Origin of the sequence: Bradyrhizobium sp. SZCCHNR1043, assembly GCF_032489675.1 — a bacterium.
Lineage (GTDB): Bacteria > Pseudomonadota > Alphaproteobacteria > Rhizobiales > Xanthobacteraceae > Bradyrhizobium.
In genome coordinates, this window is record NZ_JAUEYN010000008.1 from 113,726 (window position 1) to 139,440 (window position 25,715).

36 protein-coding genes and 1 pseudogene are annotated in these 25,715 nt (G+C 64.5%); 3 read left to right on the top strand and 34 right to left on the bottom strand.

The genetic code is table 11. From position 1 onward, the window contains the following. Positions 1–19: 19 nt before the first annotated feature. The gene (locus QX039_RS15465) at positions 20–397 is read right to left on the bottom strand and encodes a helix-turn-helix domain-containing protein (RefSeq protein WP_315737613.1); all 378 of its coding nucleotides are present in this window, start codon (positions 395–397) and stop codon (positions 20–22) included. A gap of 117 nt (positions 398–514) precedes the next feature. On the opposite strand from QX039_RS15465, the gene QX039_RS15470 reads away from it, so the two are divergent. Further along, complete coding sequence (locus tag QX039_RS15470; protein WP_315737612.1) at positions 515–1,531, top strand: zinc-binding alcohol dehydrogenase family protein; 1,017 nt, start codon at positions 515–517, stop codon at positions 1,529–1,531. A gap of 217 nt (positions 1,532–1,748) precedes the next feature. Then, entirely contained in the window at positions 1,749–2,978 is a 1,230-nt protein-coding gene (gene chrA / locus QX039_RS15475) for a chromate efflux transporter (protein WP_315737611.1), read from the top strand. Positions 2,979–3,056: 78 nt separating this feature from the next. On the opposite strand, the gene QX039_RS15480 is transcribed toward chrA, so the two are convergent. Continuing rightward, positions 3,057–3,353 carry a hypothetical protein gene (locus tag QX039_RS15480; RefSeq protein WP_315737610.1) on the bottom strand — a complete coding sequence of 99 codons (297 nt, stop codon included), beginning with the start codon at positions 3,351–3,353 and terminating at the stop codon, positions 3,057–3,059. A 362-nt stretch (positions 3,354–3,715) separates the two neighbouring features. Here QX039_RS15480 and QX039_RS15485 point away from each other — a divergent pair, with 362 nt between their 5' ends. Further along, on the top strand, positions 3,716–5,179 hold the full coding sequence (locus QX039_RS15485; protein ID WP_315737609.1) for a hypothetical protein: 1,464 nt from the start codon (positions 3,716–3,718) through the stop codon (positions 5,177–5,179). Between the two features lie 261 nt (positions 5,180–5,440). On the opposite strand, the pseudogene QX039_RS15490 reads toward QX039_RS15485, so the two are convergent. The 32 genes and pseudogenes from QX039_RS15490 to fusA form a co-directional block, all read right to left on the bottom strand. Next, a pseudogene (locus tag QX039_RS15490) lies at positions 5,441–6,127 on the bottom strand (chloride channel protein); the annotation flags it as partial. Between the two features lie 21 nt (positions 6,128–6,148). After that, a complete protein-coding gene (locus QX039_RS15495) occupies positions 6,149–6,445 on the bottom strand; it encodes a DUF1330 domain-containing protein (protein ID WP_315737608.1) in 297 nt (98 codons plus the stop codon). A 7-nt stretch (positions 6,446–6,452) separates the two neighbouring features. Continuing rightward, positions 6,453–7,247, bottom strand: coding sequence for an SDR family oxidoreductase (locus QX039_RS15500; RefSeq protein WP_315737607.1), 795 nt, complete (start codon positions 7,245–7,247; stop codon positions 6,453–6,455). A 239-nt stretch (positions 7,248–7,486) separates the two neighbouring features. Then, positions 7,487–7,900: a 50S ribosomal protein L17 gene (gene rplQ / locus QX039_RS15505; protein WP_006611863.1), complete on the bottom strand. Its 414-nt coding sequence runs from the start codon at positions 7,898–7,900 to the stop codon at positions 7,487–7,489. Between the two features lie 160 nt (positions 7,901–8,060). Continuing rightward, entirely contained in the window at positions 8,061–9,092 is a 1,032-nt protein-coding gene (locus tag QX039_RS15510) for a DNA-directed RNA polymerase subunit alpha (protein WP_315737606.1), read from the bottom strand. Between the two features lie 112 nt (positions 9,093–9,204). Then, a complete protein-coding gene (rpsK, locus tag QX039_RS15515) occupies positions 9,205–9,594 on the bottom strand; it encodes a 30S ribosomal protein S11 (RefSeq protein WP_012045029.1) in 390 nt (129 codons plus the stop codon). Between the two features lie 128 nt (positions 9,595–9,722). Further along, positions 9,723–10,091: a 30S ribosomal protein S13 gene (gene rpsM, locus QX039_RS15520; protein WP_006611860.1), complete on the bottom strand. Its 369-nt coding sequence runs from the start codon at positions 10,089–10,091 to the stop codon at positions 9,723–9,725. Between the two features lie 196 nt (positions 10,092–10,287). Then, positions 10,288–11,169 carry an adenylate kinase gene (locus tag QX039_RS15525; RefSeq protein WP_315737605.1) on the bottom strand — a complete coding sequence of 294 codons (882 nt, stop codon included), beginning with the start codon at positions 11,167–11,169 and terminating at the stop codon, positions 10,288–10,290. A gap of 84 nt (positions 11,170–11,253) precedes the next feature. Further along, complete coding sequence (gene secY / locus QX039_RS15530) at positions 11,254–12,588, bottom strand: preprotein translocase subunit SecY (RefSeq protein ID WP_315714557.1); 1,335 nt, start codon at positions 12,586–12,588, stop codon at positions 11,254–11,256. A 155-nt stretch (positions 12,589–12,743) separates the two neighbouring features. After that, positions 12,744–13,229 carry a 50S ribosomal protein L15 gene (rplO, locus tag QX039_RS15535; RefSeq protein WP_315737604.1) on the bottom strand — a complete coding sequence of 162 codons (486 nt, stop codon included), beginning with the start codon at positions 13,227–13,229 and terminating at the stop codon, positions 12,744–12,746. Between the two features lie 11 nt (positions 13,230–13,240). Next, the gene (gene rpmD, locus QX039_RS15540) at positions 13,241–13,432 is read right to left on the bottom strand and encodes a 50S ribosomal protein L30 (protein ID WP_006611856.1); all 192 of its coding nucleotides are present in this window, start codon (positions 13,430–13,432) and stop codon (positions 13,241–13,243) included. Positions 13,433–13,477: 45 nt separating this feature from the next. Continuing rightward, the gene (gene rpsE / locus QX039_RS15545) at positions 13,478–14,050 is read right to left on the bottom strand and encodes a 30S ribosomal protein S5 (protein ID WP_006611855.1); all 573 of its coding nucleotides are present in this window, start codon (positions 14,048–14,050) and stop codon (positions 13,478–13,480) included. A 48-nt stretch (positions 14,051–14,098) separates the two neighbouring features. After that, positions 14,099–14,461 (bottom strand): 50S ribosomal protein L18, encoded by a 363-nt coding sequence (gene rplR, locus QX039_RS15550; protein ID WP_006611854.1) that lies wholly within the window; start codon positions 14,459–14,461, stop codon positions 14,099–14,101. A gap of 11 nt (positions 14,462–14,472) precedes the next feature. Then, the gene (gene rplF, locus QX039_RS15555; RefSeq protein ID WP_172108074.1) at positions 14,473–15,006 is read right to left on the bottom strand and encodes a 50S ribosomal protein L6; all 534 of its coding nucleotides are present in this window, start codon (positions 15,004–15,006) and stop codon (positions 14,473–14,475) included. Between the two features lie 13 nt (positions 15,007–15,019). Further along, positions 15,020–15,418 (bottom strand): 30S ribosomal protein S8, encoded by a 399-nt coding sequence (gene rpsH / locus QX039_RS15560; protein WP_315714559.1) that lies wholly within the window; start codon positions 15,416–15,418, stop codon positions 15,020–15,022. A 13-nt stretch (positions 15,419–15,431) separates the two neighbouring features. Beyond that, complete coding sequence (rpsN, locus tag QX039_RS15565; RefSeq protein WP_315737603.1) at positions 15,432–15,737, bottom strand: 30S ribosomal protein S14; 306 nt, start codon at positions 15,735–15,737, stop codon at positions 15,432–15,434. A 43-nt stretch (positions 15,738–15,780) separates the two neighbouring features. Continuing rightward, the gene (gene rplE, locus QX039_RS15570) at positions 15,781–16,338 is read right to left on the bottom strand and encodes a 50S ribosomal protein L5 (RefSeq protein ID WP_315737602.1); all 558 of its coding nucleotides are present in this window, start codon (positions 16,336–16,338) and stop codon (positions 15,781–15,783) included. Further along, a complete protein-coding gene (gene rplX, locus QX039_RS15575; RefSeq protein WP_315737601.1) occupies positions 16,331–16,645 on the bottom strand; it encodes a 50S ribosomal protein L24 in 315 nt (104 codons plus the stop codon). Before rplX ends, rplE begins: the two co-directional genes overlap by 8 nt. Continuing rightward, a complete protein-coding gene (gene rplN, locus QX039_RS15580; protein ID WP_006611848.1) occupies positions 16,645–17,013 on the bottom strand; it encodes a 50S ribosomal protein L14 in 369 nt (122 codons plus the stop codon). Before rplN ends, rplX begins: the two co-directional genes overlap by 1 nt. Before the next feature lie 99 nt (positions 17,014–17,112). After that, positions 17,113–17,361, bottom strand: coding sequence for a 30S ribosomal protein S17 (gene rpsQ, locus QX039_RS15585; protein WP_008963469.1), 249 nt, complete (start codon positions 17,359–17,361; stop codon positions 17,113–17,115). Between the two features lie 10 nt (positions 17,362–17,371). Then, complete coding sequence (gene rpmC, locus QX039_RS15590) at positions 17,372–17,578, bottom strand: 50S ribosomal protein L29 (RefSeq protein WP_006611846.1); 207 nt, start codon at positions 17,576–17,578, stop codon at positions 17,372–17,374. Positions 17,579–17,583: 5 nt separating this feature from the next. After that, complete coding sequence (rplP, locus tag QX039_RS15595; RefSeq protein WP_315737600.1) at positions 17,584–17,997, bottom strand: 50S ribosomal protein L16; 414 nt, start codon at positions 17,995–17,997, stop codon at positions 17,584–17,586. Positions 17,998–18,037: 40 nt separating this feature from the next. After that, positions 18,038–18,748: a 30S ribosomal protein S3 gene (gene rpsC / locus QX039_RS15600; protein ID WP_012045041.1), complete on the bottom strand. Its 711-nt coding sequence runs from the start codon at positions 18,746–18,748 to the stop codon at positions 18,038–18,040. Positions 18,749–18,769: 21 nt separating this feature from the next. Continuing rightward, positions 18,770–19,150 carry a 50S ribosomal protein L22 gene (gene rplV / locus QX039_RS15605; protein ID WP_315714562.1) on the bottom strand — a complete coding sequence of 127 codons (381 nt, stop codon included), beginning with the start codon at positions 19,148–19,150 and terminating at the stop codon, positions 18,770–18,772. A 10-nt stretch (positions 19,151–19,160) separates the two neighbouring features. After that, complete coding sequence (rpsS, locus tag QX039_RS15610; protein ID WP_006611842.1) at positions 19,161–19,439, bottom strand: 30S ribosomal protein S19; 279 nt, start codon at positions 19,437–19,439, stop codon at positions 19,161–19,163. A gap of 12 nt (positions 19,440–19,451) precedes the next feature. Then, positions 19,452–20,285, bottom strand: a complete 834-nt coding sequence (rplB, locus tag QX039_RS15615; RefSeq protein ID WP_006611841.1) for a 50S ribosomal protein L2 — start codon at positions 20,283–20,285, stop codon at positions 19,452–19,454. Positions 20,286–20,297: 12 nt separating this feature from the next. Then, positions 20,298–20,597, bottom strand: coding sequence for a 50S ribosomal protein L23 (locus tag QX039_RS15620; RefSeq protein ID WP_315737599.1), 300 nt, complete (start codon positions 20,595–20,597; stop codon positions 20,298–20,300). Continuing rightward, positions 20,594–21,214 (bottom strand): 50S ribosomal protein L4, encoded by a 621-nt coding sequence (rplD, locus tag QX039_RS15625; protein ID WP_315737598.1) that lies wholly within the window; start codon positions 21,212–21,214, stop codon positions 20,594–20,596. The genes QX039_RS15620 and rplD overlap by 4 nt, the downstream gene beginning before the upstream one ends. Continuing rightward, a complete protein-coding gene (gene rplC / locus QX039_RS15630) occupies positions 21,215–21,934 on the bottom strand; it encodes a 50S ribosomal protein L3 (RefSeq protein ID WP_006611838.1) in 720 nt (239 codons plus the stop codon). It lies immediately after the preceding gene. A 58-nt stretch (positions 21,935–21,992) separates the two neighbouring features. Continuing rightward, positions 21,993–22,301: a 30S ribosomal protein S10 gene (gene rpsJ / locus QX039_RS15635; RefSeq protein WP_002712302.1), complete on the bottom strand. Its 309-nt coding sequence runs from the start codon at positions 22,299–22,301 to the stop codon at positions 21,993–21,995. A 91-nt stretch (positions 22,302–22,392) separates the two neighbouring features. After that, complete coding sequence (gene tuf / locus QX039_RS15640) at positions 22,393–23,583, bottom strand: elongation factor Tu (RefSeq protein WP_006611837.1); 1,191 nt, start codon at positions 23,581–23,583, stop codon at positions 22,393–22,395. 39 nt (positions 23,584–23,622) lie between these two features. After that, on the bottom strand, positions 23,623–25,695 hold the full coding sequence (gene fusA / locus QX039_RS15645; RefSeq protein ID WP_315737597.1) for an elongation factor G: 2,073 nt from the start codon (positions 25,693–25,695) through the stop codon (positions 23,623–23,625). Positions 25,696–25,715 lie beyond the last annotated feature (20 nt).

Below are 25,715 nucleotides of genomic sequence, written 5' to 3' on the forward strand. Positions count from 1 at the left end.
ACGGCGGGTGCGGCCAAGCTCAGGCGGTCTGATGCGGCGCTTTGATGGTCTCCGCAACGGGTGCGCAGGACAGCCGTTCCTGGTGCCGCTCGCCCCAGCTTCTGAGAACCTCGATCACCGGCCGCAGGCTCTCGCCGACCTCGGACAGGCTGTATTCGACGCGCGGCGGCACCTCGGCATAGACCTTGCGGACGACCAGCCCGTCGTCCTCGAGCGCCCGCAGCTGCTTGGTCAACATGCGCTGAGTGATGCCGGGCATCAGCCGGCGCAGCTCGCCGAAGCGCTGGCTGCCACCCTGCAGGTGGTAGAGGATCACGCCCTTCCACTTGCCGTCGATCAGGTCGAGCGTGGCTTCGACCGCGCAGCCGGGACGGCGGGTGAAATTCTTCCGTTTCATCGCGTTTTGGCCCAATAGTATCCAAATGGGGACTAGTTCCCCATTTTTACAGTACTTGCTGAAGTGATGCCAGCAGGACAAACAGATCCTATTGCCAAGCCAACCAGGAGGCTGTTCATGAAGGCCGTCGGATACCAGCAGTCGCTGCCCATCACCGAGGACCGCGCGCTGTTCGATTTCGAGACCGCCAAACCCGAGCCGAAGGGACGCGACATCCGCGTCGCCGTGAAAGCGGTCTCGGTCAATCCGGTCGACACCAAGGTGCGCAAGCGCGCCGCACCGCCCGCCGGCGAAACCAAGATCCTGGGCTATGACGCCGCTGGCGTGGTCGAGGCTATCGGCCCGGACGTGAGCCTGTTCAAGCCCGGTGACGAGGTGTTCTACGCCGGCTCGATCCTGCGCCAGGGCACCAATGCCGAATTCCATCTGGTCGACGAGCGCATCGTCGGCCGCAAGCCGAAGAGCCTGTCGTTCGCCGAAGCCGCCGCCCTGCCCCTGACCTCGATCACGGCCTGGGAGCTCTTGTTCGACCGGCTCGGCGCAATCCCCGGCAAGAGCCTCGACGACCGCACTTTGCTGATCACGGGCGCCGCCGGCGGCGTCGGCTCGATCCTGATCCAGCTCGCGCGCCGGCTCACCGGGCTGACCGTGCTCGCCACGGCGACGCGACCGGAGTCGCGCGACTGGTGCCTGAAGCTCGGCGCCCATGCCGTGATCGATCATGGCAAGCCGATGAAAGAGCAGATCGACGCGCTGAAGCTGCCGCCGGTCGCGCTCATCGCGAGCCTCACCCACAGCGACCAGCACTACAAGGCAATCGCCGACTTCATGACGCCGCAGGGCAAGTTCGGCCTGATCGACGATCCCGCCGAGTTCTCGCTCGCCGCCTTCAAGGGCAAGGCGATCTCGATCCACTGGGAATCGATGTTCACGCGCTCCTCGTTCACGACCCCGGACATGATCGCCCAGCACAATCTGCTCAACGACGTGTCGGATCTGATCGACAAGGGCGTGATCCGCACCACCCTCGGCGACAATTACGGCACCATCAACGCCGCCAACCTCAAGCGCGCGCATGCGTTGATCGAGAGCAACAAATCACGCGGCAAGATCGTGCTGGAGGGGTGGAGCTAACTAACAGGCCAACAGTAGGCAAAGGCGCACACGCGGTCTCTCCACGCGCGAGATCGCGGTGGCGCCGTGCCCACCATCCCGCCGATCGAAAGCATAAGATGGACGGCAACCGACGCGCGGTCCGATCAGCGGCCGTGAGCGATTGAGACTGGCCGACCGTCCCGTTTCCCCTTAACGAAAGCCGAGAAGAGCCTCCTTGCAACTGGAATAAGCGGCCGTGAGCAGCCTGAAGTCCGCGACCAACCCGCCCGCCGATCACGGCGGGCGCTCCGGATCTCCGCTCGAGGTTCTGCGGATCTTCCTCACGCTCGGCCTGACCTGCTTCGGCGGTCCGATCGCCCATATCGGCTATTTCCGCGACGAGTTCGTCGTCAGGCGGAAGTGGATCGACGAGCATGCCTATGCCGATCTGGTCGGGCTGTGCCAGTTCCTGCCCGGCCCCGCCAGCAGCCAGGTCGGCTTCTCCATCGGGCTGATGCGCGCCGGCTATCTCGGCGCGCTCGCCGCCTGGACCGGCTTCACCCTGCCATCGGCCGCGATTCTCGTGCTGTTCGCCTATGGTGCCGGCCAATTGAGCGGTCCGGTCGGCGACGGCCTGCTGCATGGACTGAAGCTGACCGCGGTCGCCATCGTCGCGCAGGCGGTCTGGGGCATGGCGCGCACGCTCTGTCCCGACCGGACGCGCGCCTCGATCGCGGTCGCCGCAACCCTCATCATCCTATTCAGCACCGCCTCGCTCGCCCAGATCGGAGCGATCGTTCTCGGCGGACTCGCCGGTCTGTGGCTCTGCCGCGGCGAGGCGGCGCCGTCCGGACACGTCGCGATCCCGGTGTCGCGGACCGTGGGGCTGGTTGCGCTCGCCATGTTCGTCGTCCTATTGGCGGGACTTCCGCTGCTGCGCGGCGTGACGGGATCGACCGGCGTCGCCTTGTTCGATGCCTTCTATCGCTCGGGCGCACTCGTGTTCGGCGGTGGGCACGTCGTGCTGCCGCTGCTGCGCGAGGCCTTCGTCGGACCTGGCTGGCTGAGCGACGACGCCTTTCTCGCCGGCTACGGCGCCGCGCAGGCCGTCCCGGGCCCGCTCTTCACCTTCGCGGCCTATCTCGGCACCGTGGTGGCTCCCGAGCCGCACGGGATCATCGGGGCTGCGCTTGGTCTCCTGGGCATCTTCCTGCCGGGCATGCTTGTCCTGCTCGCCGCGCTGCCGTTCTGGGACTCGTTCCGCAAACGCGCCGGCGCCCAGGCCATGATGCGGGGGGTCAACGCTGCGGTGGTCGGTGTGCTGGGAGCGGCCCTGTACGACCCGGTCTGGACAACCACCATCCACAACGCCGCGGATTTTGGCATCGCCCTGATCGGCTTCGTCCTGCTGGTCGCATGGCGCGCGCCGCCGCTCGTCGTGGTCGCGTTCAGCGCCGCTGCCGGCGTCACGGTCGCGCTGGTGTGAGCGGCGCCGCCGTCGCATCACATGGTGGCAAAGCGCCGCCACGGCGGCGCCTTGCCACCAGCGAACCGCCGTGCGCGGCTAATTGTGCTTCTTCCAGAATATGCGCGCGCCCTGCACGGATTGCGCGACGTTGATGCGGGCACGCTCGAACGGCGTCACCACGCCGTCCACCTTGGCCTTGTTTTCCAGCTTCTGGACGTGGATCTGACCGCGGACGAGCTGCTGCGCCTCCGGATAGGTCAGCCGTCCGCTCGCGATGCCGCTGTAGACGCGATGTGACTGGTTGTGCTGACGCGCATCGATCAGCGGCGTGCCCGCAAGGCTTGCGCCCGATGTCAGCACGAGCAGCAGCGCAGCGGCCATGATGGCCTTCATTTCACTCTCCTGTGGTTGTCGTCCACTGGCGTGAAGACCTCATTGTCCGCAATTCTCCAGCGAACGGCCGCCAGGATGCGCACGATCAGCGGTGTCGGCCGTGCCCGCGCTCACACTGCAGCCCGTTCGGCCGATGAAGACGAACGCCGTCGCATCGACGGTCCGGCAGAGCCGCATTTCACGCCGCGAGGCGCCTCCGAAAAAAAACGCGGGTTGCGTGAGCTACCGGTCTTGCAAATCTCACCTTTGGGTGCATGTTCGCCGCGCACTACTTTTGAATGAATCATTTTCAGCAATCATTTGCGACGCATGGCGGCGAGACCATCGGCCCATCCCAGCGCGCACATCAATGGAGACCGGCCATGAAGACGATTCAGTGGCTCATGCTCACTTTCGCGACGACCATTACCGCAAGCGGCCTTGCCGGCGCCTTCAGCCCGGCCAGCGCCGCCCCTCCACCGCCGGCGAAGAACTGCCCGGCCTTCGGCTGGTCGGAGGGACTGGGCAATTATCTCAAGCCGGACGCCGCCTTCCCCACCTCCGACACCAAGACCATCCCGACGCCGGACTGCAATTTCCATCAATGGTCGTGGGAGGCGTTCGTCTGGGCGACGGCGCTGGTGAAGGATTCGGGCTCCGGCGCCGCCGTCCCGCGGTTCATGACCTTGGCGACGCCCGACGAGTTGCTCGGCAACGCCGAGAATGCCGGCGCACCACGGCCGCGCCCGCTGACGCTGGCGGCCCGTGCCCAGGTCTTCCACGGCACGGCCGGCTTCACCGAAGGCGCCGGCGCCATCGTCGAAGCCGACGGCAACATGCTGGTCGCGCAGAACGGCTATCCCGTCTACGCCTCGGTTCACATGAACCAGAGCTATTTCAGCACGGCGCGCAAGAACCTGATCGCGACCGGCGGCTACCAGAGCCAGCCGGCGGATTCCTCCTTCGCCGTTGGCGATGCGGTGTTCAAGGCGACGTGGCTGCGGCTCGACCCCGGGCAGGCACCGCCTGCGGGCGCCTATACGACCCAGGCGCAGGTACCGGTGCTGGAGAACAACATTACCCCCGGCCTGATCACGATCCGCCCGGTGCCCGGCAAATTCGTCACCGTGACCGTGGCGCTGATCGGCCTCCACGTGGTCGGCTACACCGAGAACCACCCCGAATTCCTGTGGGGCACGTTCGAGCTGAAGAACAACTCGCCGCAGACGCCGGACAACACCTTTGCGCCATCGGCAAGCCGCTCGGATCCGAAGAGCTACACGCTCTACAAGGGCCGCACGCCGTTCTCACAGGTCAACATCCCGGCTCTGCCCGGCGCCAACCGGCCGCAACTGCGGCTCGATCCGGCGACCCAGAAGCTCACACCGGTGAGCAACGTCGTGCTCGAGAATCAGACCGGCGGCGAGAACCAGCCCAATGGCGTCGGCAACATCTTCGCGATCACGGCGCAAGCCCAGGGCTTTCTCTCCGGCCTGAAAGGCCCGCAATCGACGTTCGCGAACTACGCCCTCGACGGCACGGTCTGGATGCTCCCCAACTCGTATAATCTGAACAGCAACCAGACCAGCGCGGTCGGCTCGGTCAATCTCGCCAACGCCACCGCCGAGACCTTCGTGCAGAACGCCGACAACACGCCGATCAAGAACGTGCTGAATTGCTTCCTGTGCCACAACCCGACGTCGTATTCGTTCCAGACGCCGCCGCCGGCCAAGCTGCCGAACCGGCTGATCGCGCTGAGCCACGTGCTGTCGATCGGCTCACCCTACGAGGTGCCGAACTCGATCTCCGGCCGGCTCCTGATGCGGCCAGATCCGTTCAGGAAGTAGAGCGACGAACCTTGCGCGGCGGCGCCGGCAACGGGGCCGCCGACGGTCATTTCGAACTGATGGCAGATCCCAGGATCTGCCATCAAGCGATTGAACCGACGCCGGTTATCGGCGCGCTCCGAACACTGTGGATGAGCGCGAGGTCAGGACGGCGCGGCAAACCGCTTCGGTCCTTGCGCTGCCTCAGCCTTTGTCTCAGCTCTGGCGACGAAGCCCTTGGCGAGGGCGTGGTAGAGCCCCTCCTCGCAGATGAGACGCGAGGTCGATACCCTTGCCGAGCGCGAGCGGCGTCGTGCCGAAATAGGCGTAGTTGCCCATCAAGGCCAGCGAGGTCAGGCCCGCGGCGATCACGGTGGCGATGACGAGACTCGAGGTCCGCGTCTCGCAGGCGCGGCTCATCTCCTCGATGCCGAACACGATGCCGGCGAGCGGCATGTTGAAGGCGGCCGCGACCCCAGCGGCGGCGCGCCAGCCAGGATCAGGCCGGGCTGGCGGCGCGGCGACAGCCGGCCCAGCGCGAACATGATGGAGGCGCCGACCTGCACCGTCGGACCCTCGCGGCCGACCGAGCCGCCACAGAGCAGTCCGAGCAAGGTCAAAAGCACCTTGCCGATGGCGATGCGGATCGACACCAGCGGGCTGCGCGCTTGTATCCGTCAGGTGCCGTGCGGCGATCGCCTGCGGAATGCCGCTGCCTTGCGCATTGGGGAAGTAGCGCTGGGTCAGATAGACCGACAGCGCGAAGCCGGCGGGCGTCATCACCAGGGACGCGTAGCGCGATTTCGACAGCAGCCAATTGAAGGCGAGCTGGGCCAGGTCGGCGAGCTCCGCCAGCGCCACCGCCGCGGCGCCCACCACCAGGCCGCCGGCCACGAACAGCACCCGCCGCTGCCACCGCGCCGAGGTCAGCTTGAGCCAACGCTTGCGGCGGGGGGTGATGGTCAGCATGAGCGCAACGGAGTCCGTTCTCTACGCAGGTGCAGCACCCTCGACGAAAATCAGCCGACGGTCCAGCGCCTTCCAGCGCTCGCCCAGGGCTTCGGCGTATTCGGCCGACGCATACCATTCGCGCAGCCGCGCCATCGACGGAAACTCCACGATGATGAGGGTCTTGGCGGGCGGGCCGCCTTCGACCGTCTCGGCGGCCCCGCCCCGGACCAGATAGCGCCCGCCGTATTGCGCGATCGAGCCCGCCGCGCGGGTGCGATTGCGCTCCATCGCCTCGATGTCGCGCACCTCGACCTCGGAGATGACGTAAGCCGCCATGGCTGCCTCAGGCGATGGTGTCGAGGATACCGCCTTCGGCGCGCAGCGCGGCGCCGTTGGTGGCGGAGGCCTGCGGCGAGGCGGCGTAGACGACCATGTTGGCGATCTCATCGACGCCGGCGAAGCGCTGCAGCAGCGAGGCCGGCCGGTGCTGCTTGACGAAAGACGAGGCCGCCTCCTCCTCCGACTGCCCGTTCTGGCGGGCGAGATCCTTGACGAAGGTCTCGACGCCTTCCGACATCGTCGGTCCCGGCAGCACCGCATTGACGGTCACGCCGGTGCCGCGGGTCAGTTTGGCGAGGCCGCGGGAGACCGCGAGCTGCGCGGTCTTGGTCATGCCGTAATGGATCATCTCGGTCGGGATGTTCACCGCCGACTCCGAGGAGATGAAGATGATGCGACCCCAGTTGCGCTTCAGCATGCCCTGCATGTAGGCGCGCGCCAAGCGCACGCCGGACATGACGTTGACCTCGAAGAAGCGGCTCCAGTCCTCGTCGGGAATGTCGAAGAAGTCCTTGGGCTCGAAGATGCCGGCATTGTTGACGAGGATGTCGACCTCGGGAAGCGCCGTGACGATGGCGTTGCAGCCTTGGATCTGAGCGACATCGCCGGCGACGCCGCGCAGCTTGGCTGCTGGGACCAGCTGCTTGAGCTTGGCGACCGCCTCATCGACACGGGCTTGGCTGCGACCATTGATGACGACCTCCGCGCCGGACGCGGCAAGCCCCTTGGCGATGGCAAAGCCGATCCCGGCAGTGGAGCCGGTGACGAGGGCGGTCTTTCCCGAAAGGTCGATGTGCATAAGCAGCTCTCCGTTGTGCCGAAGGAACGGATGTGGGGCGTCGTCGCGCCAACGCAACGCGCTACATGCAGCGCTGATTCCTTCTGATCGATCGTAGCCCGGATGAGCGCAGCGATATCCGGCGCCACACGAGCTGTGCAGACGAACCCCGGATGTCGCTTTGCTCAGCCGGGCTACGGATCCTCAAAATAAAAACGGCGCCCGAAGGCGCCGTTTTGAAACTCGGATCGGAACGACGCTTACGCGGCTTCCGAGGTCTCCTGCACCGGGCCGGAATCTTGACCCTTGGCATCGACGTCGCGGTCGACGAACTCGATCACGGCCATCGCGGCATTGTCGCCGTAGCGGAAGCCGGCCTTGATGATGCGGGTGTAGCCGCCGTTGCGGTCCTTGTAGCGCGGCGCCAGGACGTCGAACAGCTTCTTGACCTGGTCGACATCGCGCATCTCCGCGATCGCCTGGCGGCGCAACGCCAAGCCGCCCTTCTTGCCGAGCGTGACGAGCTTCTCGACGATCGGCCTGAGCTCCTTGGCCTTCGGCAGCGTGGTGACGATCTGCTCGTGCTTGATCAGCGCGGCGCACATGTTGGCGAACATCGCCTTGCGATGCTCGGCGGTGCGGTTGAGCTTCCGATGAACCTTGCCGTGACGCATTGTCTTAGTCCTTCATTTCAATCTGCCGCGACGGTTCGTCGGACATGTTGCTCAGGTGGGCTGCCTGCGTTCGCCCAGAAGTGCGAGTAGCGAATGGCGAGTAGCGAATAGTTCTTCCTATTCGCCACTTCCTACTCGCTATTCGCCACTCCCTATTCGCTCAGTAATGATCTTCGAAGCGCTTGGCCAGCTCGTCGATGTTCTCCGGCGGCCAGCCCGGCACTTCCATGCCGAGATGCAGACCCATCTGGGCCAGCACTTCCTTGATCTCGTTCAGCGACTTGCGGCCGAAGTTCGGGGTGCGCAGCATCTCTGCTTCCGACTTCTGCACGAGGTCGCCGATGTAGACGATGTTGTCGTTCTTCAGGCAGTTCGCCGAACGCACCGACAGCTCGAGCTCGTCCACCTTCTTGAGGAAGGCCGGGTTGAAGGCGAGGTCCGGGATGATCTCCTGGGCGACTTCCTTGCGCGGCTCTTCGAAGTTGACGAAGACGTTGAGCTGGTCCTGCAGGATGCGGGCGGCATAAGCCACCGCGTCCTCCGGCGTGATCGCGCCGTTGGTCTCGATCGTCATGGTCAGCTTGTCGTAGTCGAGGATCTGGCCCTCGCGGGTGTTCTCGACCTTGTAGGAGACCTTGCGGACCGGAGAGAACAGGCTGTCGACCGGGATCAGGCCGATCGGCGCGTCCTCGGGGCGGTTGCGATCGGCGGCGACATAGCCCTTGCCGGTCGCGACCGTGAACTCCATGCGGATCTCGGCACCCTCGTCCAGGGTGCAGAGCTGCAGGTCGGGGTTCAGAACGACGATGTCGCCGACGGTCTGGATGTCACCGGCGGTGACCGCGCCCGGGCCCTGCTTCTTCACGACCATCCGCTTCGGGCCTTCGCCCTGCATCTTGATCGAGATGTCCTTGATGTTCAGCACGATGTCGGTCACGTCCTCGCGGACACCGGCGATCGAGGAGAACTCGTGCAGCACGCCGTCGATGTGCACCGACTGCACAGCGGCGCCCTGCAGCGACGACAGCAGGATGCGGCGAAGCGCATTGCCGAGCGTCTGACCGAAACCGCGCTCCAGCGGCTCGGCAACCACGGTGGCGAAACGGGTCGCGTCGGAGCCCGGCGTGACCTGGAGCTTGTTCGGCCGAATCAATTCTTGCCAATTCTTCTGGATCGTCACTGTTTCACCCATGGGCCAGTCATGGGATCTGACTGACTGGCGTTGGAGAACCGCGCTTCAGATCGCGGCAGTCGAAATGTCTCAAAAGCACGAAGAGGCGGACATGCTGTCCGCCTCTTTCAGATTAGACGCGCCGACGCTTGCGCGGACGGCAACCATTGTGCGGGATCGTCGTCACGTCGCGGATCGAGGTGACGGTGAAGCCCGCAGCCTGCAGCGCGCGCAGCGCCGATTCGCGGCCAGAGCCAGGGCCGGCCACCTCGACCTCGAGGGTGCGCATGCCATGTTCCTGGGCCTTCTTGGACACGTCCTCCGCCGCGACCTGCGCGGCATACGGGGTCGACTTGCGCGATCCCTTGAAACCCATCGTACCGGCGGACGACCAAGCAATGGTGTTGCCCTGTGCGTCGGTGATGGTGATGGTGGTGTTGTTGAACGACGAATTCACATGAGCGACGCCGGAGGCGATGTTCTTGCGCTCGCGACGGCGGACACGTGTGGCTTCCTTGGCCATATAAGTACCTTTCTTGAGATCTCAACGCCGCCGTAATGCCAGCGGCTACACCAAACGAGCGAATGGTAAATAGCGAATAGCGAGAAGGGCTCCCCCTACCCGCTATCCGCGCATTCGCAATTCGCCAATTACTTCTTCTTGCCGGCGATCGCCTTGGCCGGCCCCTTGCGCGTGCGCGCATTGGTGTGGGTGCGCTGACCACGCACCGGCAGGCCGCGGCGATGACGCAGACCGCGATAGCAGCCAAGGTCCATCAGCCGCTTGATGTTGATGCCGGTCTCGCGACGGAGGTCACCCTCGACGACGTAGTCACGGTCGATGATCTCGCGGATCTGCAGGACTTCCTGGTCGCTCAGCTGGTTGACGCGGCGATCTTCCGCGATCTTCACCTTCTCCACGATCTCACCCGCGATCTTCGGGCCGATGCCATGGATGTACTGGAGCGCGATCAGGACGCGCTTGTTGGTCGGGATGTTGACACCGGCAATACGGGCCACGGACTTCTCTCCTGTCGCCGATCCCAGGACGGACCGGCCTTCATTCTCGCTATCTCGGGCAGGTGTCCGCAAACGCGAACAAGACGCCCACCCCTCGATTCGTGGGGCCCGGCATCTCTGGGAAAACCATCCGACTTTGATGCGGGCTTATTAATGGATTCACACGGCGGTCGTCAACCGCCCCTACAAGATTCGATCACCTCGCCGCACGCTTTTTTGCAGCCTTTGCAGAGGTTTTGCGGGTTCCCCTGGTGGCCTTGGCGGCGGGCCTGGCAGCCTTCTTCGAAGCCTTGGAGGCCTTCTTCGGCGTCGTCTTGACTGCCTTTCTTGCGGTCTTGGCGGACTTCTTGACTGCCTTTTTCGTCGGTGCGGCTGCCTTAGGAGCCTTTTTGGCAGCCTTCTTGGCCGATTTTGCCGGCCCCGTCTTGCCCGGTGCCTTGGCGCTGCGCTTGGCCGGGCTCGCCTTCTTGGCCGCCCGGTTACCGCCGGTCTTGCCAACGGCGGCCAGGATCCGACCGATCTCCTCGGTCACCTGCTCGATCGGCATCATGCCGTCGACGGTCGCCAGCATCCGATGGTCGGAATAATAGTGGATCAGGGGTGCGGTCTGGTCGCGGTAGCTGGCCAGGCGCTTGGTGAGGACCTCCGGCGTGTCATCGGCCCGAACAGCTTCGCCGCGCGCGCGGGTCTCGGCGGCCCGGCGCTCGACGCGCTCAAGCAGCACACCTTCATTGACGCGGAGTTCGATCACCGCATCGAGCTTCATCTGCTTCTGCTTCAACAGCGCATCCAGCGCCTCGGCCTGCGGCACCGTGCGCGGGAAGCCATCGAGGATGAAACCATTGGCCGCGTCGGGCTGCTCGATCCGGTCCGCGATGATGCCGACCACGACCTCGTCCGGGACCAGACCGCCCGCCGCCATGATGTCCTTGGCCTTCAGCCCGATCGGCGTCTGCGCCGCCACCGCGGCGCGCAGCATGTCACCGGTCGACAGCTGGACGATGCCATACTGCTGCACGAGGCGCTGCGCCTGCGTTCCCTTGCCCGAGCCGGGCGGTCCCAGAAGAATGAGTCTCATCGAATTTCGCCCCCCGGCACACGGTGAGCGACCCTCCCGCACACCTTGTTCTTGGCTTTGTGGTTCCCGGGCCGCGATCCGCCGCTATCCGCGGCGGCGCCCCCGCAGCTTCGACTTCCTGATCAGCCCCTCATATTGATGGGCGAGCAGATAACCCTGAACCTGCGCCACGGTATCCATCGTAACGCTGACCACGATCAGAAGCGAAGTGCCACCAAAGTAGAACGGGACGGAAGCGTAGGAAATCAGAATTTCCGGGATCAGACACACGATCGCCAGATAGATGGCGCCGAGCACGGTGATCCGCGACAGCACGTAATCGATATATTCCGCGGTGCGCTCGCCCGGCCTGATGCCGGGGATGAATCCGCCGTGCTTCTTGAGGTTGTCCGCGGTCTCGGTCGGGTTGAACACGATCGCGGTGTAGAAGAAGGCAAAGAACAGGATCAGCGCCAGATACAGCACCAGGAACAGCGGCCGGCCATGACCGAGCTGCGTCGTGATCCACTGGAACCACTCGGGTCCCTTGCCGGCGTTGAAATTGGCGACCGTGGTCGGCAGCAGCAGCAGCGACGAGGCGAAGATCGGCGGGATCACGCCCGAGGTGTTCAGCTTGAGCGGCAGATGCGAGGACTGGCCCTCGAACATCTTGTTGCCGACCTGGCGCTTCGGATACTGGATCAGGAGCCGGCGCTGGGCGCGCTCCACGAACACGATGAAGGCGATCACGGCAACTGCCATCACGATGACAATCAGGATCAGGCCGGTCGACAGCGCGCCCTGACGTCCGAGCTCGAGCATGTTGGCGAGCGCCGAGGGCAGCTCGGCCACGATGCCGGACAGGATGATCAGCGAGATGCCGTTGCCGATGCCGCGCGAGGTGATCTGCTCGCCCAGCCACATCAGGAACATGGTGCCGCCGGTCAGCGTGATCGCGGTGGAGAGGCGGAAGAACAGGCCGGGATCGGCAACGACGTTGCCCGCGCCTTCGAGGCCGACGGCGATGCCGTACGACTGCACCGCGGCGAGAATCACCGTCAGATAGCGGGTGTACTGATTCAGCATCTTGCGGCCAGCCTCACCCTCTTTCTTGAGGGCTTCGAGCTGGGGCGAGACGGTGGTGAGCAACTGAATGATGATCGATGCCGAGATGTACGGCATGATGTTCAGCGCAAAGATCGCCATGCGGTGAATGCCGCCGCCGGCGAACATGTTGAACATGCCGAGAATGCCGCCGGCCTGGGTCCGGAACACCGAGTCCCAGATGTTCGGATCGATGCCTGGCAGCGGAATGTAGGTGCCGAGGCGGTAGACCAGCAGCGCACCGAGGGTGAACCAGATGCGCTTCTTCAGCTCATCGGCCTTCGCGAGCGCGCCGAAATTGAGGTTTGCCGCCAGTTGTTCCGCTGCTGAGGCCATGTCTAGCTTTCTCCCGCCGCCCTTCTTCACCGCATTGGGCCCCGCGAGGGCTCGCAGGGCCGGGCAGACGCCGGATATTATCTGGTGCGCGGCGCGTTCTGTCCATTGCCCTGCCCTATCCGGCATGCGCCGGAGGCAGGGCAATGACGCAGATGTTACGCAGCCTCGCCTTCGTCCTTGGCTGGCGCCAGGAGCTTGACGGTGCCGCCGGCCTTCTCGACCGCCGCGATCGCCGACTTCGAGGCGCCATGCACCTCGATGTTGATCTTCGCAGTGAGCTCGCCACGGCCGAGCAGACGCACGCCGTCCTTCGGCCGCCGCAGCGCGCCCGACTTCACCAGCGCCTCGGCGTTGATCACGCTGCCGGCGTCGAGCTTCTTGGCGTCGATCGCCTGCTGGATCCGGTCGAGATTGATCTCGACGAAATCGAGCGCGAAGATGTTGTTGAAGCCGCGCTTCGGCAGACGGCGATGCATCGGCATCTGACCGCCTTCGAAGCCCTTGATGCGCACGCCGGAGCGCGCGGTCTGGCCCTTGCCGCCACGGCCGGAGGTCTTGCCCTTGCCGGAGCCGATGCCGCGGCCGACGCGCATGCGCTTCTTGCGCGCGCCGGCGTTGTCGGCGATATCGCTGAGCTTCATCGCCCTTCTCCTTACTTCTCGTCGACGATGCGGACGAGATGATGAACCTTGGTGATCATGCCGCGGACCGCCGGCGTATCCGGCAGCTCGGTCACGCGGCCGATCTTGTTGAGCTTCAACCCGATCAGCGTCTCGCGCTGCGAGTGATGCCGGCGGATCGGGCTGCCGATCTGCTCGATCTTGATCGTCTTGGCGCTAGCCATGGTGTTCACTCCGAGTTGCGCCATCCGCAGGACGACGCGCGTGCGTTAGTCGGCTGCTGCCTCGGCATCGCCACCGACGCGGCGGGCCTGCAGAGTCGACACCTTGATGTTGCGGCGCGCGGCGACCGAGCGCGGGCTATCCTGGTGCTTCAGCGCGTTGAAAGTCGCGCGCACCATGTTGTACGGGTTGGACGAGCCGATCGACTTCGCCACCACGTCCTGGATGCCCAACGTCTCGAACACGGCGCGCATCGGGCCGCCGGCGATGATGCCGGTACCGGCCGGAGCCGCACGCAGATAGACGCGGCCCGCACCGTGACGACCGAAGATGTCGTGGTGCAGGGTGCGGCCCTCGCGCAGCGCGACGCGGGTCAGGTTGCGCTTGGCGGAGTCGGTCGCCTTGCGGATCGCCTCCGGAACCTCACGTGCCTTGCCGTGGCCGAACCCGACCCGGCCCTTCTGATCGCCGATCACGACGAGCGCCGCAAAGCCGAAGCGCTTACCGCCCTTCACGACCTTCGCGACTCGGTTGATGTGGACGAGCTTGTCGACGAACTCGCTGTCGCGCTCCTCGCGCTCCTTGCGATCGCGACCGCCTCGTTCCCGTTCACCTGCCATGGTGCTATCCAATCTTCTGAGGGGCTCTGACGCCCATATCCATTGATGTTAGAAGCTCAGCCCGCTCTCGCGCGCCGCGTCGGCCAGCGCCTTGACGCGCCCGTGATAGAGATAGCCGCCGCGATCGAACACGACTTCCTTGATCCCCGCCTTCACCGCGCGCTCGGCGAGCAGCTTGCCCACCGCCTTCGCCGCGTCGATGTCGGCACCGGTGTTGCCGGCCGAGCGCATCTCCTTCTCCATCGACGACGCAGAGGCGAGCGTCTCGCCCTTCTGGTCGTCGATGACCTGAGCGTAGATGTGCTTCGACGAGCGGAACACCGACAGACGCGGACGGCCGCCCGCGGAGCGGCGCAGCGACAGCCTCACACGCTGCTTGCGCCGGGCATTCGTAACCTTGGCTCTCGACATGTCCGGCTCCGTTACTTCTTCTTGCCTTCCTTGCGGAAGATGAATTCACCCGCGTACTTCACGCCCTTGCCCTTGTAGGGCTCCGGCGGCCGATAGGCGCGGATTTCGGCGGCCACCTGGCCGACGCGCTGCGGGTCGATGCCCGTGACCGTGATCTCGGTGGGCTTCGGCACCGCGATCGTGATGCCTTCCGGGATCTGGTAGACGACGTCGTGGCTGTAGCCGAGCGCGAGCTGCAGGTTCTTGCCCTGCATCGCGGCGCGGTAGCCGACACCGGTGATCTCGAGCTTCTTCTCGAAGCCCTTGGTGACGCCTTCGACCAGATTCGCGATCTGGGCGCGAGCGGTGCCGTACAGCGAACGGGCGCGCTTGGTCTCGGCGCGCGGGGCAACCTTGACCTGGCCGTTCTCGAACTTCACGTCCACGTCGTCATGGACGATGAACTGAAGCTGGCCCTTCGGCCCCTTCATCTTGACGGTCTGTCCATCGACGGAGGCCGTCACACCGGACGGCACCGCCACAGGCTTCTTGCCAATACGTGACATGGCTCAATCCTTCTTAGAACACCGTGAAGAGAACTTCACCGCCGACATTCGCGTCACGCGCGCTATGGTCGGCCATGATTCCCTTCGGTGTCGACAAAACAGAAATTCCGAGCCCGTTGTTCACGCGCGGCAGGTTCTTCACCGAGGTGTAAACGCGGCGGCCGGGCTTGGAGACGCGCTCGATCTCGCGGATCACGGGCTCGCCGTCGAAATATTTCAGCTCGATCTCGATCTCGCTGCGGCCCGACGGATGCTCCAGCGTGGCATAGCCACGGATGTAGCCTTCGGACTTCAGCACCTCGAGCACGCTGGCGCGCATCTTGGAGCCGGGAGTCGAGACCTTCGACTTCGAGCGCATCTGCGCGTTGCGGATGCGGGTGATCAGATCGCTGATGGGATCGTGCGTTGACATGGTGCGACCCTCCTTACCAGCTCGACTTCACGAGGCCCGGGACCAGGCCCTTGGACCCGAGCTCGCGCAGCGCGATGCGGCTCAGCTTGTTCTTGCGATAGTTCGACCGCGGACGGCCGGTCAGCTCGCACCGGTTGCGGATGCGGGTCGCCGACGAATTGCGCGGCATCTCGGCCAGCTTCAGGGTCGCGGCAAAGCGCTCCTCCATCGGCTTGGACTTGTCGGCGATGATCGCCTTCAACCGGGCGCGCTTCGGGGCGGCGTTCTTCGTCATCCGCTTGCGCCGGTTGTTCTTCTCGATTGAACTCTTCTTTGCCATGCTTGGCTCCTGGGTATCCGCGTTTGAGAAGCTGTTCAGCGTCTCACTGCCGGAACGGGAAATTGAATGCGGTCAGAAGGGCACGGGCCTCATCATCGGTCGTCGCGGTGGTGCACACCGTGATGTCCATGCCCCAGCTCTCCCCGGCCTTGTCGAAGTCGATCTCGGGGAAAATGATGTGCTCCTTGATGCCGAGCGAGTAGTTGCCGCGGCCGTCGAAGCTCTTCGGGTTCAGACCGCGGAAGTCGCGGACGCGCGGCAGCGCGACGTTGATCAGGCGGTCGATGAACTCGTACATCTTGGTCTTGCGCAACGTGACCTTGCAGCCGATCGGCTGGTTCTCACGCAGCTTGAAGGTCGCGATGGCGACGCGCGAATAGGTCACGACCGCCTTCTGGCCGGCGATCAGCGACAGGTCGGCCGCCGCCGTCTCCGCCTTCTTGCGGTCGTTGACCGCCTCGCCGATGCCCATGTTGAGCACGACCTTGTCGAGCCGCGGCACCTGCATGACGTTGGCGTAGCCGAACTTCTCGGTCAGCTGGCTCTTGATCTGGCGATCATATTCCGTGCGGAGGCGCGGGGTGTAAGCAGTCTCAGCCATCGATCTCAACTCCCGAGCTCTTGGCAACGCGGACCTTCTTGCCGTCCGCCTGAATCTTGAATCCAACGCGCGTCGGCTTGCCGTCCTTACCGACATACGCGACGTTCGACAGGTTGATCGGCGCCTCCTTGGAGATGATGCCGCCCTCCTGGTTCTGCGTCTGCTTCTGGTGACGCTTCACCAGGTTGATACCGCGCACCAGCGCGGTGCCCTCGTCGGGACGCACCTCGAACACCTCGCCGGTGCGACCCTTGTCGCGGCCGGTCAGGACGATCACCTTGTCGCCCTTGCGGATCTTGGCAGCCATCACAGCACCTCCGGCGCAAGCGAAATGATCTTCATGTGGTTCTTGGCGCGCAGCTCGCGCGGCACCGGCCCGAAGATGCGGGTGCCGACCGGCTCCGACTGGTTGTTGATCAGAACGGCCGCGTTGCGGTCGAAGCGGATCACCGAGCCGTCGGCGCGGCGGATGTCCTTGCGGACGCGCACCACGACGGCCTTCATGACGTCGCCCTTCTTCACCTTGCCACGCGGAATGGCTTCCTTGATCGACACCACGATGATGTCGCCGACGGTGGCATAGCGGCGCTTCGAGCCGCCCAGCACCTTGATACACATGACACGGCGTGCGCCGGAATTATCGGCCACGTCGAGGTTGGTCTGCATCTGAATCATTGATGCACCTCGTCCTCTTCATCTGCTGCGCAGGAAAGCTGCGCCTTGTTTGATCCCGAAAGCGAAATGGGCCCTCTTCGACGAGGGCCGCTTCGCGCCTCAGGCGGTTTTCTTGTGCTCGCCCCGGACCACGGTCCAGCGCTTCAGCTTCGAGATCGGCTTGCTCTCCTCGATCCACACCATGTCGCCCGGCTTGAACTCGTTGTTCTCGTCGTGGGCGTGGTAGTTCTTCGAGCGGCGGATGGTCTTCTTGTAGATCGGGTGGGTGAAGCGCCGGTCGACGCGCACGACCACCGTCTTGGCCTGCTTGTCGCTGACGACAACGCCCTGGAGGGTCCGTTTCGGCATGTCGAGCCTCTTACTTCGTCTTGGCGCGCTGCTGCGCGGCGATGGTCTTGATACGGGCGATGTCGCGACGCGCCTCGCGCAGCCGAGCGGTGTTCTCGAGCTGGCCGGTGGCACGCTGGAAGCGCAGGTTGAAACGCTCCTTCTTCAGGTTGACGATCGCATCGTCCATCTGATCGGGGCTCATCGCGCGAATGTCGGCAATCTTCATCTCGGCCATGACCATTACTCCGCAATGCGTTCGACGAAGCGCGTCTTGATCGGCAGCTTGGCGGCCGCCAGCAGCAGCGCCTCGCGCGCGATCTGGGTGCTCACGCCGTCGATCTCGAACATCACCCGGCCCGGCTTGACGCGGGCCACCCACAATTCCGGCGAGCCCTTGCCGGAGCCCATGCGGACCTCGGCCGGCTTCTTCGACACCGGAAGATCCGGGAACACCCGGATCCAGACGCGGCCGGCGCGCTTCATGTGACGGGTCAAGGCACGACGGGCGGCCTCGATCTGGCGCGCGGTGACGCGGTCCGGCTCCATCGCCTTCAGCCCGAACTGGCCGAAGGCCAGCGTCGCGCCCGAGGACGCAACGCCGTGGATACGGCCCTTATGCGCCTTTCGGAACTTGGTCTTCTTTGGTTGCATCATGGCTTTGAGCCCTCAAACCTGTCTTGTCGCGGCTGATCGATCAGGCCGCGTCGCGGCGCGACCGCGGCTGCGAGCTCTCGCCGCCGCCTTCGTTCATCCGCTTGTCCTGTGCCATCGGATCGTGCTCGAGGATCTCGCCCTTGAAGATCCAGACCTTCACGCCGCAGGTGCCGAAAGTGGTGAACGCGGTGGCCACACCGTAGTCGATGTCGGCGCGCAGCGTGTGCAGCGGCACCCGGCCCTCGCGGTACCATTCCATGCGGGCGATTTCCGCACCGCCCAGACGACCCGAGCAGTTGATGCGGATGCCCTCGGCGCCGAGACGCATCGCCGACTGCACGGCGCGCTTCATGGCGCGCCGGAACGCCACGCGGCGCTCGAGCTGCTGCGCGATCGACTCGGCGACCAGGGTCGCATCGAGCTCGGGCTTGCGGATCTCGACGATGTTGATGACGACGTCCGACGAGGTGATGTCGGCGACACGCTTGCGCAGCTTGTCGATGTCGGCGCCCTTCTTGCCGATCACGACGCCCGGACGTGCCGAGTGGATCGTGACGCGGCACTTCTTGTGCGGACGCTCGATCACGATGCGGGCGACGGCCGCCTGCTTGAGCTCCTTGTGCAGGATCTCGCGGATCTTGACGTCTTCATGCAGCAGCTTGCCGTACTCGGCCTTGCCAGCGAACCAGCGCGAATCCCAGGTCCGGTTGATGCCGAGACGCAGACCGATCGGATTGATCTTTTGACCCATCGTATTCTCCCAGCGCCTGCTTTAAGCGCTCGCCTCGACCTGACGGACAATGATCGTCAGCTGCGAAAACGGTTTGAAAACTCGGCCCGAACGGCCACGGCCGCGCGGCGAGAAACGCTTCATCACGATTCCCTTGCCGACGAAAGCCTGCGAAACGACGAGATCGTCGACCTCGAGCTCGTGATTGTTCTCGGCATTGGCGATCGCCGATTCCAGGCACTTCTTGACGTCGACCGCAATCCGCTTGCGCGAGAACTGCAGGTCGGCGAGGGCTGCCGACGCCTTGCGGCCGCGGATCATCTGCGCCACCAGGTTCAGCTTCTGCGGGCTCACCCGAAGCATCCGGGCCACAGCCTTGGCCTCGTTTTCGGGGAGGCTCCGTTCGCGCTTTGGTTTGCTCATCGCTTAATCCTCAAGCCTTCTTGGCTTTCTTATCGCCCGAATGGCCGTGGAAGGTGCGGGTCGGCGAGAACTCGCCGAACTTGTGGCCGACCATCTCTTCGTTGATCGCCACCGGCACGTGCTTCTGGCCGTTGTAGACGCCGAACGTCAGGCCGACAAACTGCGGCAGGATGGTCGAGCGGCGGCTCCAGATCTTGATGACGTCGTGACGGCCGGACGCGCGCGCCGCATCTGCCTTCTTGAGCAGCGACGCCTCGACGAACGGGCCTTTCCAGACTGAACGAACCATGTCCGTCGTTCCTTACTTCTTCCGCTTGTGGCGGCTCAAGAGAATGAATTTGTCGGTCGACTTGTTGGTGCGGGTCTTCTTGCCCTTGGTAGGCTTGCCCCACGGAGTGACCGGGTGACGACCGCCCGAGGTACGGCCTTCGCCGCCGCCGTGCGGATGGTCGATCGGGTTCATCGCGACACCGCGGTTGTGCGGGCGACGACCCATCCAACGCTTGCGGCCGGCCTTGCCGATCGAGGTGTTCATGTGGTCCGGGTTCGACACCGCACCGATGGTGCCGCGGCAACGGCCGTGCACCAGGCGTTGCTCGCCCGAGTTCAGGCGGACGATCACGTAGTCCTGGTCGCGGCCGACGATCTGAGCATACGTGCCGGCCGAACGCGCGAGCTGGCCGCCCTTCCCGATCTTGACCTCGATGTTGTGCACGATCGTGCCGACCGGCATGTTGCCGAGCGGCATGACGTTGCCCGGCTTCACGTCGACATAGTTGCCGGCGACGATGGTGTCGCCGACCGCCAGGCGTTGCGGCGCCAGGATGTAGGCGAGCTCGCCGTCCTGATACTTGACCAGGGCGATGAAGGCGGTGCGGTTCGGATCATACTCCAGCCGCTCGACGGTGGCCGGAACGTCGACCTTGTCGCGCTTGAAGTCGACCGTACGATACGACTGCTTGTGGCCGCCACCGAGGAAGCGAACCGTGATGCGGCCGGTGTTGTTGCGACCGCCGCTCGACTGCTTGCCTTCGGTCAGCGCCTTGACCGGCTTGCCCTTGTACAGGGCCGAACGATCGACCATCACCAGCTGGCGCTGGCCCGGCGTCGTGGGATTGAATGTCTTCAGTGCCATGGCAGCTCAGCCTTACAGTCCGGTGGTCACGTCGATACGGTGGCCCTCTTCGAGGGTCACGATCGCGCGCTTGCTGTCCGATTGCGAACCGAAATTGCCGCGGAACACCTTGGTCTTGCCCTTGCGGACGAGCGTGTTGACGCTCCTGACCTTGACGTCGAACAGCTTCTCGATCGCCTCCTTGATCTGAGGCTTGGTCGCCTTGGCGGCCACCTTGAACAGAACCTTGTTGTGCTCGGAGGCGAACGTCGCCTTCTCGGTCACGACCGGCGCGATGATGATGTCGTAGTGGCGCGGATCAATGGTCTTCATTTGAAGCGCGCCTCCAGCGCATCGATCGCCGCCTTGGTCAGCACGAGCTTCTGACGGCGCAGGATGTCGTAGACGTTGATGCCCTGGATCGGCAGCACGTCCAGGTTCGGGATGTTACGGGCTGCAGCGGCAAAGCCGTTGTGCAGCTCAGCACCGTCGATGATCAGCGCGTTGGTCAGGCCGAGACCGGAGAAGTGACCGATCAGCGCCTTGGTCTTCGCCGCCTCGAGGGTGGCGTTCTCCAGCACGACAAGATCACCGTCCTTGGCCTTGGCCGACAGCGCATGCTTCAGCGCCAGCGCACGGACCTTCTTCGGCAGGTCGGTCGCATGCGAGCGCACGACCGGACCGAAGGCGCGGCCGCCGCCACGGAACTGCGGCACGCGGGCCGAGCCGTGACGAGCACCGCCGGTGCCCTTCTGCTTGTACATCTTCTTGCCGGTGCGCCAGATCTCGGCGCGGCCTTTGGCCTTGTGGGTGCCGGCCTGGCGCTTGTTCAGCTGCCACTGAACGCAGCGCTGAATGATGTCGACGCGCGGCTCCAGACCGAAGATGGCGTCGGAGAGCTGGACGGAGCCGGCTTCCTTGCCCTCGAGGGTGGTGACTTTCAGTTCCATTTATGCGCCCTCCTGCACGGCCGGCGCTTCGGCAGCCTGCTCACCCGCGACCTTGAACTTGCCGGGCTTCGGCGCTTCCTTCGGCAGCGGCTTCTTCACGGCGTCGCGCACCGAGATCCAGCCACCCTTGGAGCCGGGCACCGCGCCTTCCACCAGGATCAGGCCACGCTCGACATCCGTCTGCACCACACGCAGGTTCAGCGTGGTGATGCGATCGACACCCATGTGACCGGGCATCTTCTTGTTCTTCCAGGTCTTGCCGGGGTCCTGACGGCCACCGGTCGAACCGATCGAACGGTGCGAGATCGAGACACCGTGCGTGGCGCGCAGACCGCCGAAGTTCCAGCGCTTCATACCGCCGGCGAAGCCCTTACCGACCGAGGTGCCGGTGACGTCGACGAACTGGCCGACGACGAAGTGATCGGCCTGGATCTCGGCGCCGACCGGAATCAGCGAGTCCTCGCTGACACGGAATTCGGCGAGCTTGCGCTTCGGCTCGACCTTGGCGACCGCGAACTGACCGCGCTCGGCCTTCGGCATGTAGACCGTCTTGCGGCTGCCGCTGCCGAGCTGCAGAGCGACGTAGCCGTTCTTCTCGGTGGTGCGGTGACCGACCACCTGGCAATTGCCGAGCTTCAGCACGGTCACGGGGATATGTTCGCCGGTCTCCGTGAAGACCCGCGTCATCCCGACCTTTTGTGCGATCACTCCGGAGCGCATCGGCGTGCTTCCTGTTCTTCTCTATGTCCGCGTGAGGTGCGAACGTGAATCCAAAAACTTAGAGCTTGATCTCGACGTCGACACCGGCGGCCAGATCGAGCTTCATCAAAGCATCGACGGTCTGCGGGGTCGGATCGACGATGTCGAGCAGGCGCTTGTGGGTGCGCATCTCGAACTGCTCGCGGCTCTTCTTGTCGACGTGCGGCGAACGGTTCACGGTGAACTTCTCGATGCGGGTCGGCAGCGGAATGGGTCCGCGAACCTGCGCGCCGGTCCGTTTCGCCGTGTTGACGATCTCGCGCGTCGACGTATCGAGGATACGATGGTCAAACGCCTTGAGACGGATGCGGATATTTTGGCCGTTCATTGCCGTATCTTTCTGTGAGTAGTGAGTGGCGAGTAGCGAACGGCGAATGGATAATCTCCATTCGCCACCCGCCATTCCCTATTCGCTGTTGTTACTCGATGATCGAGGCGACGACGCCGGCGCCGACGGTACGGCCGCCCTCGCGGATGGCGAAGCGCAGCTTCTCCTCCATCGCGATCGGCACGATCAGGTGCACTTCCATCGCGATGTTGTCGCCCGGCATCACCATCTCGGTGCCTTCCGGCAGATGGACGACGCCGGTCACGTCGGTCGTGCGGAAGTAGAACTGCGGACGATAGTTGGTGAAGAACGGCGTGTGACGGCCGCCCTCTTCCTTGGTGAGGATGTAGGCCTCAGCCTTGAACTTGGTGTGCGGCTTGACCGAGCCCGGCTTGCACAGCACCTGGCCGCGCTCGACGTCCTCGCGCTTGGTGCCGCGGAGCAGCGCGCCGATGTTGTCGCCGGCCTGGCCCTGATCGAGCAGCTTGCGGAACATTTCGACGCCGGTGACGGTGGTCTTCTGGGTCGGGCGGATGCCGACGATCTCGATTTCCTCACCGACCTTGATGATGCCGCGCTCGACACGGCCGGTCACCACGGTGCCGCGGCCCGAGATCGAGAACACGTCTTCGACCGGCATCAGGAAGGGCTGGTCGATCGGACGCTCCGGCTGCGGAATGTACTCGTCGACATTGCGCATCAGCTCGAGGATGGCGTCGTGGCCGAGCTTCTTGTCCGAATCTTCGAGAGCGGCGAGCGCCGAGCCCTTGATGATCGGGATCTTGTCGCCCGGGAATTCGTACTTCGACAGGAGCTCGCGAACCTCGAGCTCGACGAGCTCCAGCAGCTCCGGATCGTCGACCATGTCGCACTTGTTGAGGAACACGACCAGCGCCGGCACGCCCACCTGGCGAGCGAGCAGGATGTGCTCACGGGTCTGCGGCATCGGGCCGTCAGCGGCCGACACGACCAGGATCGCGCCGTCCATCTGCGCGGCGCCGGTGATCATGTTCTTCACGTAGTCGGCGTGGCCGGGGCAATCGACGTGCGCGTAGTGGCGGTTCTTGGTCTCGTACTCGACGTGCGCGGTCGAGATGGTGATGCCGCGCGCCTTCTCTTCCGGGGCCTTGTCGATCTGGTCGTAGGCAGTGAACGTCGCACCGCCCGTCTCGGCCAGGATCTTGGTGATTGCAGCCGTCAGCGAGGTCTTGCCGTGGTCGACGTGACCGATGGTGCCGATGTTGCAGTGGGGCTTGTTACGTTCAAACTTAGCTTTGGCCATTTGACTCTCCGTTCAGTCGCTCACTTGAGCTCGCGACAATCAGGCAAACTTCTTCTGGACTTCGGCCGACACGTTGGCCGGCGCTTCAGCGTAGTGCGAGAACTGCATCGTGAAGGTCGCGCGACCCTGGCTCATGGAGCGCAGGTTGTTCACGTAACCGAACATGTTCATGAGCGGCACCATCGCGTTGATGACGTTGGCGTTGCCGCGCATGTCCTGGCCCTGGATCTGGCCACGACGCGAGTTCAGGTCGCCGATGACCGAGCCGGTGTAGTCTTCCGGGGTCACCACCTCGACCTTCATGATCGGCTCGAGCAGAACCGACTTGCCCTTCTGCAGCGCCTCGCGGAAAGCCGCACGAGAGGCGATTTCGAAGGCCAGCGCCGACGAGTCGACATCGTGATACTTGCCGTCGACCAGCGCCACCTTGACGTCGACCACCGGGAAGCCGGCGACGACGCCCGCGCCGAGCACGCTCTCGATGCCCTTCTCGACGCCCGGGATGTATTCCTTCGGAACCGCACCGCCGACGATCTTGGACTCGAACACATAGCCGCCGCCCGGCTCGTTCGGCTCGACCACGAGGCTCACGGCCGCGAACTGGCCGGTACCGCCGGTCTGCTTCTTGTGGGTGTAGTCCACGTTGGCCGGCTTGGTGATGCGCTCACGGAACGCCACCTGCGGCGCGCCGATGTTCGCATCGACCTTGTAGGTGCGCTTGAGGATGTCGACCTTGATGTCGAGATGGAGCTCGCCCATCCCCTTCAGGATGGTCTGGCCCGACTCGTGATCGGTCGACACGCGGAAGGACGGATCCTCCGCGGCCAGCTTCGCCAGCGCGACGCCCAGCTTCTCCTGGTCGGCCTTCGACTTCGGCTCGATCGCGATCTCGATGACCGGCTCCGGGAACTCCATCTTTTCCAGGATCACCTGGTTGGACGGATCGCACAGCGTGTCACCAGTGCGGGCTTCCTTGAGGCCTGCAAGAGCGACGATGTCGCCGGCATAGGCTTCCTTGATGTCCTCGCGGTTGTTCGCATGCATCAGCAGCATGCGGCCGATGCGTTCCTTCTTCTCGCGGGTCGAGTTCACGACGCCGGTGCCCGAGGTCAGGACGCCCGAATAGATGCGGCAGAAAGTGATGGTGCCGACGAACGGGTCGTCCATGATCTTGAACGCCAGCAGCGCCAGCGGCTCCTTGTCGTCCGCCTTGCGCACGACCTCGTTGCCCTTGTCGTCGGTGCCCTTGATCGCGGGCACGTCGAGCGGCGACGGCAGATAGTCGACGACGGCGTCGAGCAAGGGCTGCACGCCCTTGTTCTTGAAGGCCGAGCCGCACAGCACCGGATAGAAGGCGCCGGTCAGCACCGCCTTGCGGATCAGGCGCTTCAGGGTCGCCTCGTCCGGCTCGTTGCCGTCCAGGAACGCAGCCAGGGCGTCGTCGTCGAGCTCGACGGCGGCTTCCACCAGCTTCTCGCGATATTCCTTGGCCTGATCGGCGAGATCAGCCGGAATCTCGGCGTAGTCGAACTTCGCGCCGAGCGCCTCGTCGTTCCAGACGATCGCCTTCATCGTCACGAGATCGATGCAGCCCTTGAAGTTGTTCTCCGCGCCGATCGGCAGCTGAATAGCCACCGGCTTCGCACCCAGGCGATCGACGATGTCGGACAGGCACTTGAAGAAGTCGGCGCCGGTCTTGTCCATCTTGTTCGCGAAGACGATGCGCGGCACCTTGTACTTGTCGCCCTGACGCCAGACGGTCTCGGTCTGCGGCTCGACGCCCTGGTTGGAGTCGAGCACGCAGACGGCGCCGTCGAGCACGCGCAAGCTGCGCTCGACCTCGATGGTGAAGTCGACGTGACCGGGGGTGTCGATGATGTTCAGGCGCTTGCCGTTCCAGAACGCGGTGGTCGCAGCGGAGGTGATCGTGATGCCACGCTCCTGCTCCTGCTCCATCCAGTCCATCGTCGCAGCACCTTCGTGCACTTCGCCGATCTTGTGGCTCTTGCCGGTGTAATAGAGGATGCGCTCGGTCGTGGTCGTCTTACCGGCGTCGATATGCGCCATGATGCCGAAGTTGCGATAGTCTTCGATGGCGTGTTGGCGGGGCATGGGTGTGTTCCCTGATTTCC